The sequence below is a fragment of the Martinezella hainanensis genome (assembly GCF_900094555.1).
Classification (GTDB): domain Bacteria; phylum Pseudomonadota; class Alphaproteobacteria; order Rhizobiales; family Rhizobiaceae; genus Rhizobium; species Rhizobium hainanense.
Genome location: NZ_FMAC01000005.1, coordinates 422,917 through 439,145 on the forward strand (window position 1 = coordinate 422,917; position 16,229 = coordinate 439,145).

The 16,229-nt window shown below is 60.8% G+C and carries 12 protein-coding genes; 3 read left to right on the forward strand and 9 right to left on the reverse strand.

Annotated features, from left to right (window positions below):
* The first annotated feature begins 64 nt into the window (after nt 1–64).
* On the forward strand, nt 65–985 hold the full coding sequence (locus GA0061100_RS18555; RefSeq protein WP_075854182.1) for an alpha/beta hydrolase: 921 nt from the start codon (nt 65–67) through the stop codon (nt 983–985).
* 1 nt (nt 986) lies between these two features.
* On the opposite strand, the gene GA0061100_RS18560 is transcribed toward GA0061100_RS18555, so the two are convergent.
* The gene (locus GA0061100_RS18560; protein WP_075854328.1) at nt 987–2,990 is read right to left on the reverse strand and encodes a CocE/NonD family hydrolase; all 2,004 of its coding nucleotides are present in this window, start codon (nt 2,988–2,990) and stop codon (nt 987–989) included.
* 21 nt (nt 2,991–3,011) lie between these two features.
* Nucleotides 3,012–4,592, reverse strand: a complete 1,581-nt coding sequence (locus GA0061100_RS18565) for an ABC transporter substrate-binding protein (RefSeq protein ID WP_075854183.1) — start codon at nt 4,590–4,592, stop codon at nt 3,012–3,014.
* Nucleotides 4,593–4,714: 122 nt separating this feature from the next.
* Between GA0061100_RS18565 and GA0061100_RS18570 the strand changes: the two genes are divergently transcribed.
* Nucleotides 4,715–5,500 (forward strand): helix-turn-helix domain-containing protein, encoded by a 786-nt coding sequence (locus GA0061100_RS18570; RefSeq protein WP_075854184.1) that lies wholly within the window; start codon nt 4,715–4,717, stop codon nt 5,498–5,500.
* A 174-nt stretch (nt 5,501–5,674) separates the two neighbouring features.
* Nucleotides 5,675–6,784 (forward strand): thioesterase domain-containing protein, encoded by a 1,110-nt coding sequence (locus GA0061100_RS18575; protein WP_075854185.1) that lies wholly within the window; start codon nt 5,675–5,677, stop codon nt 6,782–6,784.
* 60 nt (nt 6,785–6,844) lie between these two features.
* Here GA0061100_RS18575 and GA0061100_RS18580 read toward each other — a convergent pair whose 3' ends face one another.
* The 7 genes from GA0061100_RS18580 to GA0061100_RS18610 form a co-directional block, all read right to left on the reverse strand.
* Nucleotides 6,845–8,476, reverse strand: a complete 1,632-nt coding sequence (locus GA0061100_RS18580; protein WP_075854186.1) for an ABC transporter ATP-binding protein — start codon at nt 8,474–8,476, stop codon at nt 6,845–6,847.
* Nucleotides 8,469–9,296: an ABC transporter permease gene (locus GA0061100_RS18585; protein ID WP_075854187.1), complete on the reverse strand. Its 828-nt coding sequence runs from the start codon at nt 9,294–9,296 to the stop codon at nt 8,469–8,471. Before GA0061100_RS18585 ends, GA0061100_RS18580 begins: the two co-directional genes overlap by 8 nt.
* Nucleotides 9,293–10,300: an ABC transporter permease gene (locus tag GA0061100_RS18590; RefSeq protein ID WP_075854188.1), complete on the reverse strand. Its 1,008-nt coding sequence runs from the start codon at nt 10,298–10,300 to the stop codon at nt 9,293–9,295. The genes GA0061100_RS18585 and GA0061100_RS18590 overlap by 4 nt, the downstream gene beginning before the upstream one ends.
* A gap of 196 nt (nt 10,301–10,496) precedes the next feature.
* Nucleotides 10,497–12,086, reverse strand: coding sequence for an ABC transporter substrate-binding protein (locus GA0061100_RS18595; RefSeq protein ID WP_075854189.1), 1,590 nt, complete (start codon nt 12,084–12,086; stop codon nt 10,497–10,499).
* A 126-nt stretch (nt 12,087–12,212) separates the two neighbouring features.
* Nucleotides 12,213–12,995 (reverse strand): carnitinyl-CoA dehydratase, encoded by a 783-nt coding sequence (locus GA0061100_RS18600; RefSeq protein WP_075854190.1) that lies wholly within the window; start codon nt 12,993–12,995, stop codon nt 12,213–12,215.
* 6 nt (nt 12,996–13,001) lie between these two features.
* On the reverse strand, nt 13,002–15,059 hold the full coding sequence (locus GA0061100_RS18605) for an acetate--CoA ligase family protein (protein ID WP_075854191.1): 2,058 nt from the start codon (nt 15,057–15,059) through the stop codon (nt 13,002–13,004).
* Nucleotides 15,060–15,063: 4 nt separating this feature from the next.
* Nucleotides 15,064–16,224 carry an acyl-CoA dehydrogenase family protein gene (locus tag GA0061100_RS18610; protein WP_075854192.1) on the reverse strand — a complete coding sequence of 387 codons (1,161 nt, stop codon included), beginning with the start codon at nt 16,222–16,224 and terminating at the stop codon, nt 15,064–15,066.
* Nucleotides 16,225–16,229: the final 5 nt, after the last annotated feature.

The following is a 16,229-nucleotide window of genomic DNA, read 5'->3' on the forward strand; positions in this document are numbered from 1 at the left end:
AGATAAGCATTCGGTTGCATCGCCGCGCTATCCTCGGCTGATTGGCACGAATCGAGGATATCCGATGGCGTCTGCTGAGCGTCCCATGCCGAGCGAAGCCGGCATTTTGCAGTTCATGGAGATCTGCGATTCCTTCTATCCGCCGGATGCGGTAACGGCCTCCATTGCGCAGCAGCGTCAATGGTATGATGCCTTGTGCGCCCGTTTCGATCGCCCCTTGCTCGAGGGTATGCGGACCACCGATGGCATCGTATCCGGAACGATTCGCGTCAGGCATTACAAGCCCGCCAATATCCGTACGACAACGAACCTGCTCTATCTCCACGGCGGCGGCTTTGTCGTGGGCTCGCTTGAGAGCCATCACGCGATCTGCGCCGAAATTGCCGATCATGCCGGTGCTGAACTGATCTCGGTCGACTACCGATTGGCGCCGGAATATCGCTGGCCGGCACAGACGGATGACTGTTTCAGCGTGCTCACACAGCTGCGCGCCGAGAAGAAATCGGTCGTGCTGATCGGCGACAGTGCCGGCGGTAATCTCGCGGCGGGATTGGCGGTGCGGGCGAAAGCTGAGGGGCTTTCGGGAATCGTCGGCCAGATTTTGATCTATCCGGCGCTCGGCGGCGATCTCGTCTCCGGCTCCTATGAGGAAATGGCCGAGGCGCCGGGCCTGACGACGGCCGATGTCGCCTATTACCGCACTATCCTGCAGGCGCCCGAAGGCGATCCGGTCTCCGGTCCGCTTGCCTTGTCATCGGTGGCTGGCCTTCCGCCCGCCTTCATCACCGTGGCGCACTATGATCCGCTGCGCGATGACGGCCGCAATTATGCGGCGCGCCTGGCGCAGGCCGGCGTCGAGGTGTGGTTCCGCGAGGAACCTCAGATGGTACATGCGTGGCTGCGGGCACGGCATATGAGCGAGGGCGCGCGCGCCGGCTTCGCCGCCATATGCGCGGCGGCAAGCCGGTTTGCCGGTTCTCGCTGACCTACATCAGGTCGCGGGCGATACGCCTCTCCTCGAATATCTTCCGGAAGATCTCGGTCTCTCCCTCATAGGCAACGACCGAGGCGCTGACGACCCAATCCTTTGCCGTACAGGATATGGACGATGTCGCCACCGTGCGGACGAACCAGCCGGGACGCTGCATGTCGCACGTCCATGTTGAGATACCCGTCATCGACAGCGGGTCATCCGGCGCGATCGACCAGCTCTCCTCGCGCGATTGCCGCGTCGAAAGACCGGTGCCGGGATGCTCGGAGAGGCCGGTGTCCTCATGGATCTCGTAGCGGGTGACGCCGGCTGAGAGATCGCGCACCACCTGCCGTTTCGTCAAGCCCGGCGCGTGTTCGATATATTTCGGCAGCGGATCGGGATTGTCGGGCTGCTTGACCTCGATGAGCTCGTGCGCGCCGAGCTGCGGCAGGCCAAGGCCGATGGAGGCGATATCGATCGTCAGACCAGGGTCTTCCGGAGGCGGCAGGACCATCGGCCAATAGGCCGTCGACAACGACAGACGGATGCGGTGCCCCTTGCGGAAACGATAGCCGCAGGCATCGAGCGTCATGGTCACTCTAACCTGCTGACCCTTAATAAGGGGCTCCGGTGTGGCATTGCCGTCGCGATGAGCGAGATTGAGCACGCCGAAGGAAACGCGCGTTGCGGTGCCATCCGGATGGATATCGACGAGCCTTGCGCAGAGATTGACGGTTTCGGCGTCGCACCGCAGTGTCAAGGTGACGACCGGACGGCCTAGATAATCATGATCCTCGACCAGCGGTGCGGTCTGGAAGGTCAGTGACCCGGCGTCGTCGACGCGCTGATCGATCGCCATTTCAGCATCCGGCTTCAGGGTGAACCATTCGCCCGAGGCCGTGCCCGTGTCGAGCGGTGAGCGCAAGTAGACGGGGTGTTCCGGCGCATGCGGGATCGGCATACCTTCCATCAGCGTGCCGAACTGCTCGACATAGAAGCATTGCATCTCTGGCTGGCGCCATTCGTGTTTGGCGATCCAGAAACCTGGATCGAAATCGCGGCGTTTTGCCGGCTTGGCGGCATCGAGAATATAGGCGCGCACGGATGGCATGGCCTCCGCGCCGTTGCGCTCGCCGCGCAGCCAGTGGTTCCACCAGGCGATAGCTTCGCCGTGAAAATCGGCGCGCGGCTTCGGCCAGGCGAAGTGCGGGTACTTGTGAACCCACGGGCCGATCAGTGCCTTTGCCTTATCCCCAAGCCCTTCGACCGCCAGCAGCGGCGTGTTGCGATAGCCATCCGCCCAGCCGGCGATGACGATGGCGGGAATATCGAAGCCAGCGAAATCCTCGCAGATGGACCCATGCCGCCAGAAATCGTCGCGACGCTGATGCTTGAGCCATTCCTCCATGAAGAAGGGTTCTTGCTCGAGCCGCTCCAGCCACATGTCCCGCCAGTCGTCGCCGACGATGGCCGGATCGGGAGAACGCGATTGATAGCCGAGCATGGTCGCCGCCCAGGAGAGCTGGGCGGAGAGGTGGCAGCCGTTCTTGTAGTGGATGTCGTCATTGTAGCGATCGACCGTGGAGGCGATCGAGATGACCGCTTTCAGCGCCGGTGGTTTCAGGGCCGCGACCTGAAGGCAGTTGAAACCGCCCCAGGATATACCCATCATGCCGACAGAACCGTTCGACCAGGGCTGTGCTGCAATCCAGGCAATCAGCTCGCAGGCATTGGCAAGCTCGAGTTCGGTATACTCGCCATCGATGATGCCGCTGGACTCACCGGAGCCACGGATATCGACACGGACACCGGCGATGCCGGCTGCGGCAAAGACCGGATAGGTCGATTCATCGCGCGGACTCGTCCCGTCGCGCTTGCGATAGGGCAGAAACTCGAAGACCGCCGGCACGGGATCGCTCTCCGCGCCATCCGGCATCCAGATGCGCGCGGCAAGCCGTGTACCGTCCCTGAGGGTGATCCACTGATTTTCGATGGTAGTGAAGCTGCGCTCAGCCATGATCATATATCCCGATGAGATTTATGCATTAAACCATACGCGGCTGCCGATGTAGCCGTTGGACAAATCGTTGCCGATGTCGTCGACATATCCCTTCAGCGTCTTCGAAGAGGCCATGATGTAATCGTTGAAGACGGGCAGGATCAGGCCGCCATCGTCTCGCACCATCAGAGCCAGCTGTCGATAAAGCACCTTGCGCTTGGTTTCGTCGAGTTCGGATCTTGCCTGCAGCACCAGTTTGTCGAAGTCAGGGCGCTTGAAACGGGTGTCGTTCCATTCCGCGGTCGACAGGTAGGAGGTGGAATAGCGCGAATCCTGTGTCGGCCTGCCGCCCCAGAATGAGGCGCAGAAGGGCTGCTTGTTCCAGACATTGGTCCAGTAGCCGTCCTCCGGTTCGCGCTTCACGTCGATCGTGATTCCGGCTTTGCGCGCGCTTTGCTGGAACAGGATCGCCGCATCCACGGCGCCAGGAAAGGCTGCATCGGAGGTGAGCAACTGAACAGGGCGATCGAGACCCGATTTCTTGAAGTGGAAGGCGGCTTTGTCCGGATCATACGGCCGCTGCTCGATATCGGTCGGGGCGAGGGCGTAGTTGGAATTGACCGGATAGTCGTTGCCAATCGTGCCGTAGCCGCCAAGCACCTTATCGAGGATCGACTGGCGGTCGATGGCATATTTCAGCGCGAGCCGAAGATCGGCGTTGTCGAAGGGCGCGGTGTCGCAATGCATCAGGAAGCAGTAGAAGCCCTTGCCGGCGTTCCGGACGATATCGACGGTCGGTGCCCGCTGCAGCATCGGAACGGTCTTCGGGTCGACATTGTTGACGAAATGCACCTGGCCGGAGGCAAGCGCTGCAATGCGGGCGGTGTTGTCGTTGATGACAAGGATTTCCACGCTGTCGACAAAACCGCGATCAGAGCGCCAATCCTTGGAGTTCTTCTCGAAAGTTGCACGAACGCCGGGTTCAAAGCTCTTCAGAATGTAAGGGCCTGTACCGACAGCTGCCGCAGGCTTGTCGACGCCGCCCCTCGGCTGGATGATCAGGTGGTAGTCGGTCAAAAGCAGAGGCAGGTCCGCATTGCCTTCGCTTAGCGTCAGAACAAGATCACCCGCCTTTTCTTCAATGCCCGTAATTGAGGCCATGAGCCCAAGGGCGCCCGACTGTGAATTCTTGTCCGCGTGCCGCTTCAGCGTCGCGACGATATCGGCGACGGTCATCTTGCTGCCGTCGTGAAACTGCACGTCATTGCGGATCTTGAAGGTCCAGACGGAGGCGTCCGCCGATGGCGTCCAGGAGGATGCCAGCGACGGCAAGGGAGCGCCGGTCTTGGGATCCGATTCGACCAGCGTATCGCCCCAGAGGCGGCCAATGACGAACAAGACGGATGCGCTATAGGTTGCCGGGTCGAGCGCATCACTGGTGGCGCCGCCCTTCAGGCCCAGCTTCAAATGACCACCGCGCTTCGCTTCCTGCGCCCGGGCATCGCGCGGCATCAGGAGGCCGGATGCGAGGGCCGGCAAAGTGCCGAGCGCGACGGCGCCGCCCAGGAAGTGGCGGCGGCCGATTTTCAGCTGCGAAGATTGATCCTTTTCATGCGTCATGACAGTTCCCTCGTTTCCATTTTTGTAGGTGGAAACGTAGAGGCCGAGCGGGCCGACGCAATTTCGCGACTTGACGCATCTTTAAGCGAGTTTACGCTAGTCTTTCCAAGACGGAGCTGCCGATGCCTTACCTGGTCGAGAACCTCAAGATCGCCTGTGCAACACAGCGTTCGATTTCGCAGCTATGCCGTGCAATTGATATCAACCGGCAGCAGTTCAACCGATATATCAATGGCCAGACGAGGCCGTCTGCCCATAACATGGCGCGCATCGCCAAATATTTCGATCTCGATGCCGCCGATTTCCTCATTGCGCCCAAGCTCTTTCGCGAGCGCCTTCGCAAGCCGGCTCTGGGTCTCAACGAAAGCTCCGAACTCCTCAAGGCGTTTCCCGGAAATCTGACCGCGCTCAGGCGTCATGTCGGTTACTTCCAGACCTATCATCGCTCGCCGTCCTGGCCCGGAATGGTCGTTTGCTCGTGCAGTCGTCTTGTCGAGCAGGCTGGACTGGTGCACGTCAAGTCAATGGAACGCCTGCGCGACCCTGGAAACGGTATCCAGCAATTCTCGAAATATGTAGGCTTGGCGGCGTTCTACAGGAACCGGATCTTCATTACGGAGCGCGTCGTCGGCCCCAACTCCATGCTGTCGCAGACGATCCTGTTGCCGTTCGACGAGCATCAGCGCGTCTATCTGCGCGGAACGACCATGGGGGTCTCCTGGCGAAAGGAAAACCTGCCCTATGCGTCGCGGATGATCTGGCGCCACGTCGGCGCTGAGCCCGATCTGCGCGAACTTCTCTCGCGTTGCGGACCCTTGCCGTTGTCATCGCGGCAACTGCCGCCCACGGTCCGCTCGTTCCTCACGGATCCTTCAGCCGAAGTATATGCGGTGCCAGCCGAGTATTGACGACTCCGATTGCCGAAGGGTTCCTTTTCAGCCCTTGCAGGTTGCTCGACAGTGAAAAATCTCGAACACAAGAAAAAGTTGTGCTTCTACGGAATATATTAAGGACCGCTTTATAAGAATAACAGTCATCATATCGTTTAGTGACGCATACTTCGACATTTTGGGGATGCCTAGATGCTTTTCTCGACGAGAACGGATGTAGATTCCGGCCTGCATGCCTCCTTTGATGATCTGTTTCGTCAGGAAGCGAAAATCAATTTGGATCGCGACGCAGACATTCCCGATGCTGTTTCGGTCAACCGTGTCTTGAATTTCATAAAGCGCTGGTGGAACGAAACGGGAGAAGAGATGGATGTCAATGTCTTCTATCGTCACCGCACCCTTGAAGCGCTTGGCTTTGCGATTTCCAATCACGAAGACCTTTCGGTCTCGCCGAAAATCATAGAGCTCCGAGGCGGGGAAGGTGCGGCGCCTTTGCTGCTATTTGCCGGAGGCGCAAGCTGCTTTCTGGAAATGCAGCAGCTCATCAGCGAGATCAGCTTTCCAGGACCCATCCTCGGCGTTGCGCTGACAGCATTCAACCGCGATCGTCAACAGCCGGCAACCGTGGAAGACGAGGTTCAAAGCACACTGAAAGCGTTGCAAGCAGCCGGGATCGGAGAGCCTTATCGATTGCTCGGTTATTCTTTCGGCGGTGTCTTTGCCTTGGAGCTTGCTCGCGCCTTGGGGGCGCAGGGGCAAAAGGTTGCGTTCCTCGGAATGCTCGACACCCCCTTTGGCGAGCAGGAGTGGCCGCTGATGACCTGGGGCAGATTCATGTGGCAACGCTGGAGACGAGCCCGAACCAGAAAGAAGAATCTAAAGAAAGTCGCTTCTCAACCGCCTCGGCAAGCACCGATTCAGGCCAGCAGACCAACTATCGAGCGACGGGAACTTCTCGCAAAAAAACTGAAGCCCCTTTCTTTCCGCTACGCCGACCCGCATACGGCCTACTATCCGGAACTGGCGCCCCAATGGATGGGCGATTATCCGCCGCTTTATGATGCGGCTGCCAGACAACTCCTGCGGATGAAGGGCCTTTACAAACCGAGCCGTTACGACGGGGAGCTGACTTTCTATCGCAGCCTGCAAGGCTCTCCGGTCGACTGCGATCCCAAGACCATATGGGGGCGCTTGCTCGTTCATGCGGACTGGGTTGATGTCGCCGGCAACCATCAGAGCATGATTGTAGGACGCAACGCAGCCACGCTCGCCCGCGAACTCAGCGCCCGCCTTATGCGCTGAGCTCTCGATTGGCATGAAAGCGGATCGGTATTGAGCGGTTAGATTGAAAGCGCCGAAGCTTCAATTTCCGGCGCTTTCCATTTTCCGCGTCGTCAGCACGCGCTCCAGCCAGCCGATCTCCATTTCGGGCACGGATTTCAATAGCAGGTCGGTATAGTCGTCGAACGGTGGCGAAAGAGCCTGCGACTTCGGACCGAAGCGAACGAGCTTGCCGCGGTGCATCACGGCGACGCTGTCGGCGATCGCGCGCACGATGGCGATATCGTGGGTGATGAAAACATAGGAGAGACGCGCCTCTTTCTGCAGCTTCAAGAGCAGCTTCAGAATGCCTTCGGCGACCAGCGGATCGAGCGCCGAGGTCGGCTCGTCGCAGAGGATGAGTTCCGGCTTGGCCGCAAGCGCACGGGCGATGGCCACGCGCTGCTTCTGGCCGCCGGAAAGCTCGGCCGGATAGCGGTCGATGAAGCCGTTGCCCATCTCGATCTGGTCGAGCAATTCCTTGACGCGCGCCGTCTTCGCCGCGCCATGCAGGCCATCATAGAAGGTCAGCGGGCGACCGATGATATCGCGCACGGTCTGGCGTGGGTTCATCGCAGTATCGGCCATCTGGTAGATCAGCTGGATGCGCCGCAGTTCCTCCCGCGAGCGGTTTTTCAAGGGCGGCGTCAGCGGCTTGCCGTCGAAGGAGATCCGCCCGTCGCTCGGCGGCAACAGGCCGGTAATCACGCGGGCGAGCGTCGATTTGCCGGAACCGGATTCGCCGACTACGGCCAATGTTTGGCCTTTAGGAACATGTAGAGAAACATCATGCAATACCCTGAAACCATTGGAGTATTGTGCACTGATATTCTCGATTTTCAAAAGTGCGCTCGATTGATCCGCAGCTTCGGCTCGCGCCTCCTGGCGGACATTGACCAGGGCGCGGGTATAGTCTTGCCTAGGCTCCTCGATGATCTGCTGGACACTGCCATATTCCACCGTCTTGCCGTGCCTCAGCACCATGATGTCATCGGAGATCTGGGCGACGACGGCAAGGTCATGGGTGATGTAAAGTGCCGCCGTATGGGTCGCCTCGATGGCGTGCTTGATCGCCGCAAGAACATCGATTTGCGTGGTGACATCAAGCGCGGTCGTCGGTTCATCGAAGACGATCAGTTCCGGGTTTGAGCAGAGCGCCATGGCGGTCATGGCGCGCTGCAGCTGGCCGCCGGAGACCTGATGCGGGTAGCGCTCGCCGAATGTTTCCGGGCTGGGCAGGCCAAGCACGCTGAAAAGATAGAGCGCCCGCTTTCTGGCCTCCTCTTTCGTCATCAGGCCGTGTTTCACTGTCGCCTCGATCACCTGATCTCCCAGGCGATGCGCGGGATTGAAGGCGGCCGCGGCGGATTGCGCGACGTAGCAGACCCGCGCGCCGCGAATCCGGCGGATGCCGGACTTGCCGAGCGGCAGGATGTCCGTGCCGTCGAGCAACACCTGGCCGCCGGTAATCTCGGCGCCGCCGCGTCCATAGGCGAGCGCGGAAAGGCCGATAGTCGATTTGCCGGCGCCGGACTCGCCGATCAGCCCGAGCACCTTGCCCTTTTGCAGATCGAAGGAAACGCCGTCGACGATGGTGACGCGTTTCGGCGGCTCGCCGGGCGGATAGCTGGTCGCCTCGATCTTGAGATCGCGAACGGAAAGAAGCTCAGGCATCGCCACGCCCTCCCTTGAGGCTGGAGGTGCGCCTTAAGAGCCAGTCGACCACCAGATTGACACAGATCGCGAGCGCCGCGATGGCGGAACCCGGCACGAGGGCGGCTGAGATGCCGAAGATGATACCGTCCTTGTTGTCCTTGACCATGCCGCCCCAGTCGGCCGCCGGCGGCTGGATGCCGAGGCCGAGGAAGGACAGTGTCGAGAGGAACAGGATCGAGAAGGCGAAGCGAAGCCCGAATTCCGCCAGCAGCGGCGACAGCGTATTCGGCAGGATCTCGCGGAAGATGATCCAGATCTTGCCTTCGCCACGAAGCTTGGCCGCCTCGACGAATTCCATGACCGCGACGTCGAGCGCCACGGCGCGGCCGAGGCGATAGACGCGAGTGGAATCGAGGATGGCCATGACGAGGATCAGCACGATCAGATTCTGCGGCAGGACCGCAAGCACGACGAGCGCAAAGATAAGCGTCGGGATCGACATCATCAGGTCGTTGAAGCGCGAGAAGACCGTGTCGATCAGTCCGCGCGAGACGGCAGCGGTGAAGCTCAGGATGATGCCGAGCGAGAAAGAGATGATCGTCGCCGTCAGCGCGACGAACAGTGTCGTACGGGTGCCGTAGATCAACCGCGACAGGATATCGCGACCGAGATTGTCGAGACCGAAGAAATATTGCGCATCGGCGGGCTGCCAGACATTGCCGACGACTTCCGTCTCGCCGTAAGGGGCGATCCAGGGAGCGAAGATGGCGCAGATGAAGGCGATCAGGATACCGATGATGCCGATCCAGGCGGTGATGGGGATGTCTCTCAATCTCATCGCGGATGCCTCAGACGTGGGTTGGCGACGATGGCGAGGATATCGGCCGTCATGTTGAGGAAGATGTAGACGGCGGCGAAGATCAGCCCGCAGGCCTGGACGACAGGCATGTCGCGCACCGTCACGGCATCGACCATATACTGGCCCATGCCAGGATAGACGAAGACGACTTCGACGACCACAACGCCGACGATCAGATAGGCAAGGTTCAGCGCGATGACGTTGATGATCGGCGCCAGCGCATTGGGTGCGGCGTGTTTGACGATGGCGCGGAAGGCAGAAAGGCCTTTCAGCTCGGCGGTTTCCATGTAGGCCGAGGACATGACGGACAGAATGGCCGCGCGGGTCATGCGCATCATATGCGCAAGCACGACCAGCACCAGGGTCGCGGTCGGAAGCGCGATCGCCTTCAGCCGGTCGACGAAGCCCATGCCGTCAAACACCGTCGCCGGAAATGTCGCGATGCCGAACTTGACGGAAAAGAACATGATGAGGAGATAGCCGATGAAGAATTCCGGCAGCGAGATCGCCGCGAGCGAAATGACGTTGATGATCTTGTCCGGCATGCGGTTCCTGAAATGGACGGCCAACATACCCAGACAGACGGCCAGCGGCACCGAGATCAAGGCAGCAAAGCCGGCCAGAAACAGCGAATTGCCGAGCCGCTTGCCGATCTGCTCGCTGACGGAGTTCTTGCTGGCCCAGGAGGTGCCGAAATCGCCCTTGACGGCGTTGCCGAGCCATTCGACATAGCGAGTGACAACAGGCCGGTTGAGGCCGAGTTCCTCGCGGATATTGGCGACCGCCTGCGGCGTGGCCGACTGGCCGAGATAGGTGGTTGCAAAATCGCCGGGCAAGGCTTCGAGGCCGCCGAAGATCAAAACGGAGACCGCAAACAGCAGGATGATACTGAGCACGCAACGCTCGATAATGAGGGACAGCAGCGGAAAACGCTGCTTGAACCTCAGCCCGGGCAGAACTGTGCCGGGGGGCGGATTGGACATGGCCGATGCCTCGCACTTAGAGCGGTTCCAGTTTCAGGGAATCGTTGAGCCGCTCAATCTTGTTGTTTTACGCAATTCCGAACGGAAAACAGCTGCGCTTTTTCCGGGAATTGCTTGAAACGTCGGGAGGACCGCGAAAGCCTTTCGCGGTCCCGGCTGTGTCAGAGATGAGGGCGTTTTCGCCCGGCTTCGGGCATCAGGCGTCAAGCCAGACGCGGGTCGCGACGTAGCCGTTTGACATGTCGTTGCCGATATCGTGGACATAGCCCTTCACCTGCTTGGTGGAGGCGTTCACGAAATCGTTGAACATCGGCAGGATGACGCCGCCTTCGTCGCGCACCATCATCGCCATGGCGCGGTAAAGCTCCTTGCGCTTGGCTTCGTCCAGTTCGGAGCGGGCCTGAAGCAGAAGCTTGTCGAAGTCCGGGCGCTTGAAGCGCGTGTCGTTCCAGTCCGCCGTCGAGAGATAGGCGGTGGAATACATCTGGTCCTGCGTCGGGCGACCGCCCCAGTACGAGGTGGAAAAGGGCTGGACGTTCCAGACGTTCGTCCAGTAGCCATCGCCCGGCTCGCGCTTGACCTCGATGTTGATTCCCGCCTTCTTGCAGCTTTCCTGATAGAGAACGGCCGCATCGACAGCGCCGGGGAATGCGACTTCCGACGTGCGCAAGAGGACCGAGCCGCTGTGGCCGGACTTCTTGTAGTGGAAGGCAGCCTTGTCGGGATCGTAGGTACGCTGCTCGATCCCTTCGGGGAAGAGAGCATAGGTGCTGTTGATCGGGAAATCGTTGCCGACCTTGCCGTAGCCGCCGAGGATCTTCTTGACCATCGTCTCGCGGTCCATGGCGTATTTCAGTGCCAGGCGCAGGTCGTTGTTGTCGAAGGGCGCCTTGTCGCAATGCATGATGAAGACATAGTGACCGCGGCCGGCTGTAGACAGGATTTCGACGGTCGGCGCGCGCTTCAGAAGATCGACGGTTTTCGGGTCGACGCGGTTGATGTAGTGGACCTGACCCGACGACAGAGCGGCGATACGCGCCGTCGCGTCGTTCATGCAAATGATCTCGACCGAATCGACGAAGCCGCGATCGGTGCGCCAGTCGTCCTTGTTACGTTCGAAGGTGGCGCGCACGCCCGGCTCGAAGCTGACCTGCTTGTAGGGACCGGTGCCGATCGAGGCGAGGGGATCGTCATAGCCGCCGTTCGGCTGGATGACGAGGTGATAGTCAGTCAGCAGCAACGGCATGTCGGCGTTGCCTTCGGTCAGCGTCAGGACGAGATTGTCGCCATCGGCCTTGATCTCCTTGATCGACTTCATGACGCCGAGGGCGCCGGATTCCGACTTCGCATCCGTATGGCGCTTGAGCGTGGCGACAACATCGTCAATCGTCAGATCCTTGCCGTTGTGGAACTTCACGCCCTTGCGGATCTTGAAAGTCCAAGTGGCGGCATCCTTCGACGGCTCCCAGGATTCTGCGAGCGACGGAACGGCGGCACCAGTTAGCGGATGAGATTCCACCAGCATGTCGCCCCAGCAGCGGCCGATGCAGAACATGACCTGCGACAGGAATTTGGCCGGGTCCTTGGAATCGGTCGCGGCACCGCCTTCCAGGCCAAGCTTCAGATGACCACCGCGCTTCGGTTCGGCCGCCATTGCACTTTCGGTGAAGAGTTTGTCGGCGAGCGTTAAAGTCACGCCCGCTGCCATGGCGCGTCCCATGAATTCGCGGCGGCTAAGCCCGCCCGCGGTGACGCGGCTTGCCAGATATTTCGTGTAATCGTTCATTCCCCTGTTCCTTCTTCTTGCCGTGTTGACAAAGCTCCCGAACAAGCCACTTCAGGTCTCGGTTCCTCTTCCGCCTGAAGCCTGTCGCCCGCGAGCATGTGGGAAATTTAGCGGTTGCTGCCGCCTCTATCTTCCTTTCCAGATCGGGGCTCGCTTCTCCGCAAAAGCCCGTGCGCCTTCCAATTGATCTTCGCTCGAATAAAGGACGTCGACGGTCGCAAACTGCCGTTTGGTGATCTTGTTCATGGCAGTCTGAAACGTCGAGCCCTCCGCTTCACGAACGATTTCCTTGATTGCCGCGTAGACGAGCGGCGGCCCGCTTGTGAGCAGGCGGGCCAGTTCCCAGGCCCTGTCCATCAGCTTGTCGGCCATGACGATCTCGTTGACGAAGCCCCAGCGATGGGCTTCCTCGACATTCAGCCAGCGGCCGGTGAGCAGCATGTCCATGGCTACGTGATAGGGGATGCGCTTTGGCAGTTTGATCGATGCGGCATCGGCGACGGTGCCCGAGCGGATCTCGGGCAAAGCGAAGGTGGCGTGCGGGGCGGCGATGATGAGATCGGTCGACAGCGCGATCTCCAGCCCGCCGCCGCAACAGATACCGTTGACGGCGCAGATGACGGGCTTGTTGAGATCTCGCAGCTCCTGTAGCCCGCCGAAACCGCCGACGCCATAATCGCCGTCGACTGCGTCGCCATTCGCTGCAGCCTTCAAATCCCAGCCGGCGGAAAAGAATTTCTCGCCGGCACCCGTGACGATGGCGACCCGCAGATCCGGATTGTCGCGGAAGTCGCGGAAAATCAGTCCCATCTTGCGGCTCGTTGCCAGATCGATGGCATTGGCCTTCGGCCGGTCGATAATGACCTCGAGGATGCCGTCTTCGCATCGGGTTCGAATGGGGTCTTGCAACTTCTGCTACCTCCTTCGCCGGATGAGAGCATCCGCGGCAACGGCGCCGCGAGATTCTGGTAGGACCATCAATGGATTAATGTCCAGTTCTTCAAGCTTTGCGGCATTCTTTACGACATATTCTGCCGCTGATAGGACGGCGTCGGCAACGATTTCGAGACTGCTTGCTGAACTGCCTCGATAGCCTTCGATCAATTTGCGGACCTTCAGCCGCGAAATCCGCTCCAAGACCTCGGCTTTCGTCGCCGGAAGTGGCAAAACGACGGAATCTTCGAGCAATTCCACGAGGATTCCGCCGGCACCGATCGTCAGGGTCAAGCCGACGACCGGATCGCGGACGGCGCCAATGATGAGCTCCGCGATGGGACGGTCGACCATCCGTTCGACGAGGAAGCCATGAGCGACCATGGCCATGTCCTCGGCCGCATCCTTGACAGCATTCCTATCCCATAGGTTGAGCTTGACGGCGCCGACTTCGGATTTGTGCTCGACGCCAAGCGCCTTGAGCGCAACGGGGAAGCCGAGTTGCTCCGCGCGGTCGGCCGCCTCGCTTGCCGTTCTGGCGGTCATGCCCAGCGGGACCGCAAGGCCCGATGCCGCAAGCTCGGCCTTGGCTTCGGCCTCGCTCAAGGTCTCGACGTCACCCGCCTCGGTGCGTGCGCTGAGCAGCGGGAGCGGCTGCGGCTTCTTCCAGGCGTTTGTGATACCAGCTGCAATCTCTGCCGCGGCCAGCGCCTCGCTGATGCCGCAAAGGGGCACGATGCCGGCTTCGATCAATTGCCCAGCGATCGCCTCGGGCATGTTTTCAGGCAGCGTCGCCAGAATGCCCGCACGGGCACCAGTCTGCCTGGCCGCTGCGGCAACGGCAGAGACGGTGATCATCCAGTCCGCGCCGTTGCAGCGATCTTCGCGGGGGAAATCGAGCACAAGCAGATTGATGGCATAGCCGCCGGCGAACATGGCGCTGAAAGCCTCCGTCTGCCGGGCAAGATCGCCCCAGACGAAGGTGTGGTAGTCGAGCGGATTGGAGAGCGTCACCATCTGGCCGAGGCTGGCGCGCAGGGCGGGTAGTTGTTCGGGTTTCAGCGCGCGGAATTCGACATTTCGGCCGACGGCGGCATCGGCCATCAGCGATGCCTCGCCGCCCGAACAGCTCATCGAGGAGATCGCATTGCTGTCGAGCGGACCCGCGACATGCAGGAGTTTCAGCGTTTCGATCAGTTCCGGCAACGTCGCGACGCGGCCGATGCCGAGGCGGTCGAGGACGGCGCCGGCCACCGCGTCGCTGCCGGCGAGCGAGGCCGTGTGCGAGACGGTGGCGCGCTGTGCCTGTTCGGATTTGCCGATCTTCAGCGCGATAACGGGCTTCTTCAGCTCTTGGGCGCGTGTTGCGAGCGCCTCCAGCGCCCGGATATCGCCGAAGCCTTCGATGTGCAGGCCGACGGCCGTGACGCGTGGGTCTTCAAGGACGGCCTGGGCAAGGTCTGACAGGCTGGTTTGTGCCTGGTTACCTGCCGTCATCAGATAGCTGATCGGCAGGCCGCGCCTCTGCATGCTGAGATTGATGGCGATATTGGAGGATTGGGTAAGGATCGCAACGCCGCGCTCGGTTCTGACGATACCATGCTGATCCGGCCAGAGCAGGGCGCCGTCCAGGCCGTTGATCATGCCGTAGCAGTTCGGCCCGACGATCGGCATGGCGCCGGCTGCCTCGACAAGCGCCTGCTGCAAATCCCCGCCATCGGCCAGTTCCGCCACCGCTTCGCTGAAGCCCGAGGCATAGCAGACGGCACCACCCGCGCCTTTGGCCGCGAGATCCCTGACGATGTCGATAGTCAGCGTCCGGTTGACGCCAACGAAGGCAGCATCCGGCGCATCCGGTAATTCGGTAACCGAGCGATAGCAGCGCCGGCCGAGCACACTCTCTTGTGTCGGATGTACCGGCCAGATTTCGCCAGAAAATCCCATGAGGTCGCATTGCTCGATGACGCGCCGTGCCTCTCTGCCTCCGAAGACGGCGATGGTTCTGGGTCTGATCAGGCGGTCGAGCGAGCGCTGCGTCATGGGCTCATGCTCCGAACGGCCGAAGCAGGTCGCGGCTGATGATGTGCCGCTGGATTTCCGACGTGCCGTCCCAGATGCGTTCGACGCGTGCGTCACGCCAGAAGCGGGCAAGAGGCAGGTCGTCCATCAATCCCATGCCGCCGAAGATCTGGATTGCCTCGTCGGTAACGCGGGCGAGCATTTCCGAGGCGTAGAGCTTGGCCGAGGCGATCTCGCGGTTGGCCGGGATGCCGGCGTCGAGCTTCCATGCGGCCGACAGCGTGAGCAGATCGGCGGCGTCGATCTCGGTGATCATGTCGGCAAGCTTGAACGACACGCCTTGGTTGGCGCCGATCGGCTTGCCGAATTGCTTGCGTTCCGCGGCGTAGGGCAGGGCCAGATCGAAGACGCGGCGCGCCCGGCCGACACAGGTGGCGGCAACTGTCAGGCGCGTTCCGTAGAGCCATTGATTGGCAAGATCGAAGCCGCGATGCACCTCTCCCAGCACTTGCGATTTCGGCAGGCGGCAGTCGGTGAAGCTCAGGATGGAGTTGTGGTAGCCGCGATGCGAAACCGAGTCATAGCCCTTGAGGATGTCGAAGCCCGGCGTGCCGCGGTCGACCAGGAAGGCGGTGATCTTCTTCTTGACGCCCCGATGCGTGTCCTCCTCGCCGGTCGCGGCGAAGACGATGACGAAATCGGCGACATCGGCATGCGAGATGAAGTGTTTCGTGCCGTTGAGCACGAAATCGTCGCCATCCTGCCGTGCCGCGCATTTCATGCCGCGCATATCGGAGCCGGCATCGGGTTCGGTGATGGCGAGAGCGTCGATTTTCTCGCCACGCACCGCCGGGAGGAGATAGCGCTCGCGTTGCTCGCCCTCGCAGGCCATCAGGATACCGGATGGACGGCCGAAGAAGACGGTGAGCCCAAGGGAACCGCGGCCGAGCTCGCGCTCGACCAGGGTAAAGGTGAGGTGATCAAGCCCGGCACCGCCGATTTCCTCCGGGAAATTGCAGGCATAGAAGCCGAGCTCGATACATTTGCGCTTGATATCCTGCCCAAGATCGGGCGGTACAAGGCCGGTGCGTTCGACCTCGTTTTCGTGCGGATAGATCTCCGTCTCGACGAAGTCCCTGACCGTCCTGACGATCATCTCCTGTTCTTCGCTGAGTCCGAAATTCACGATCG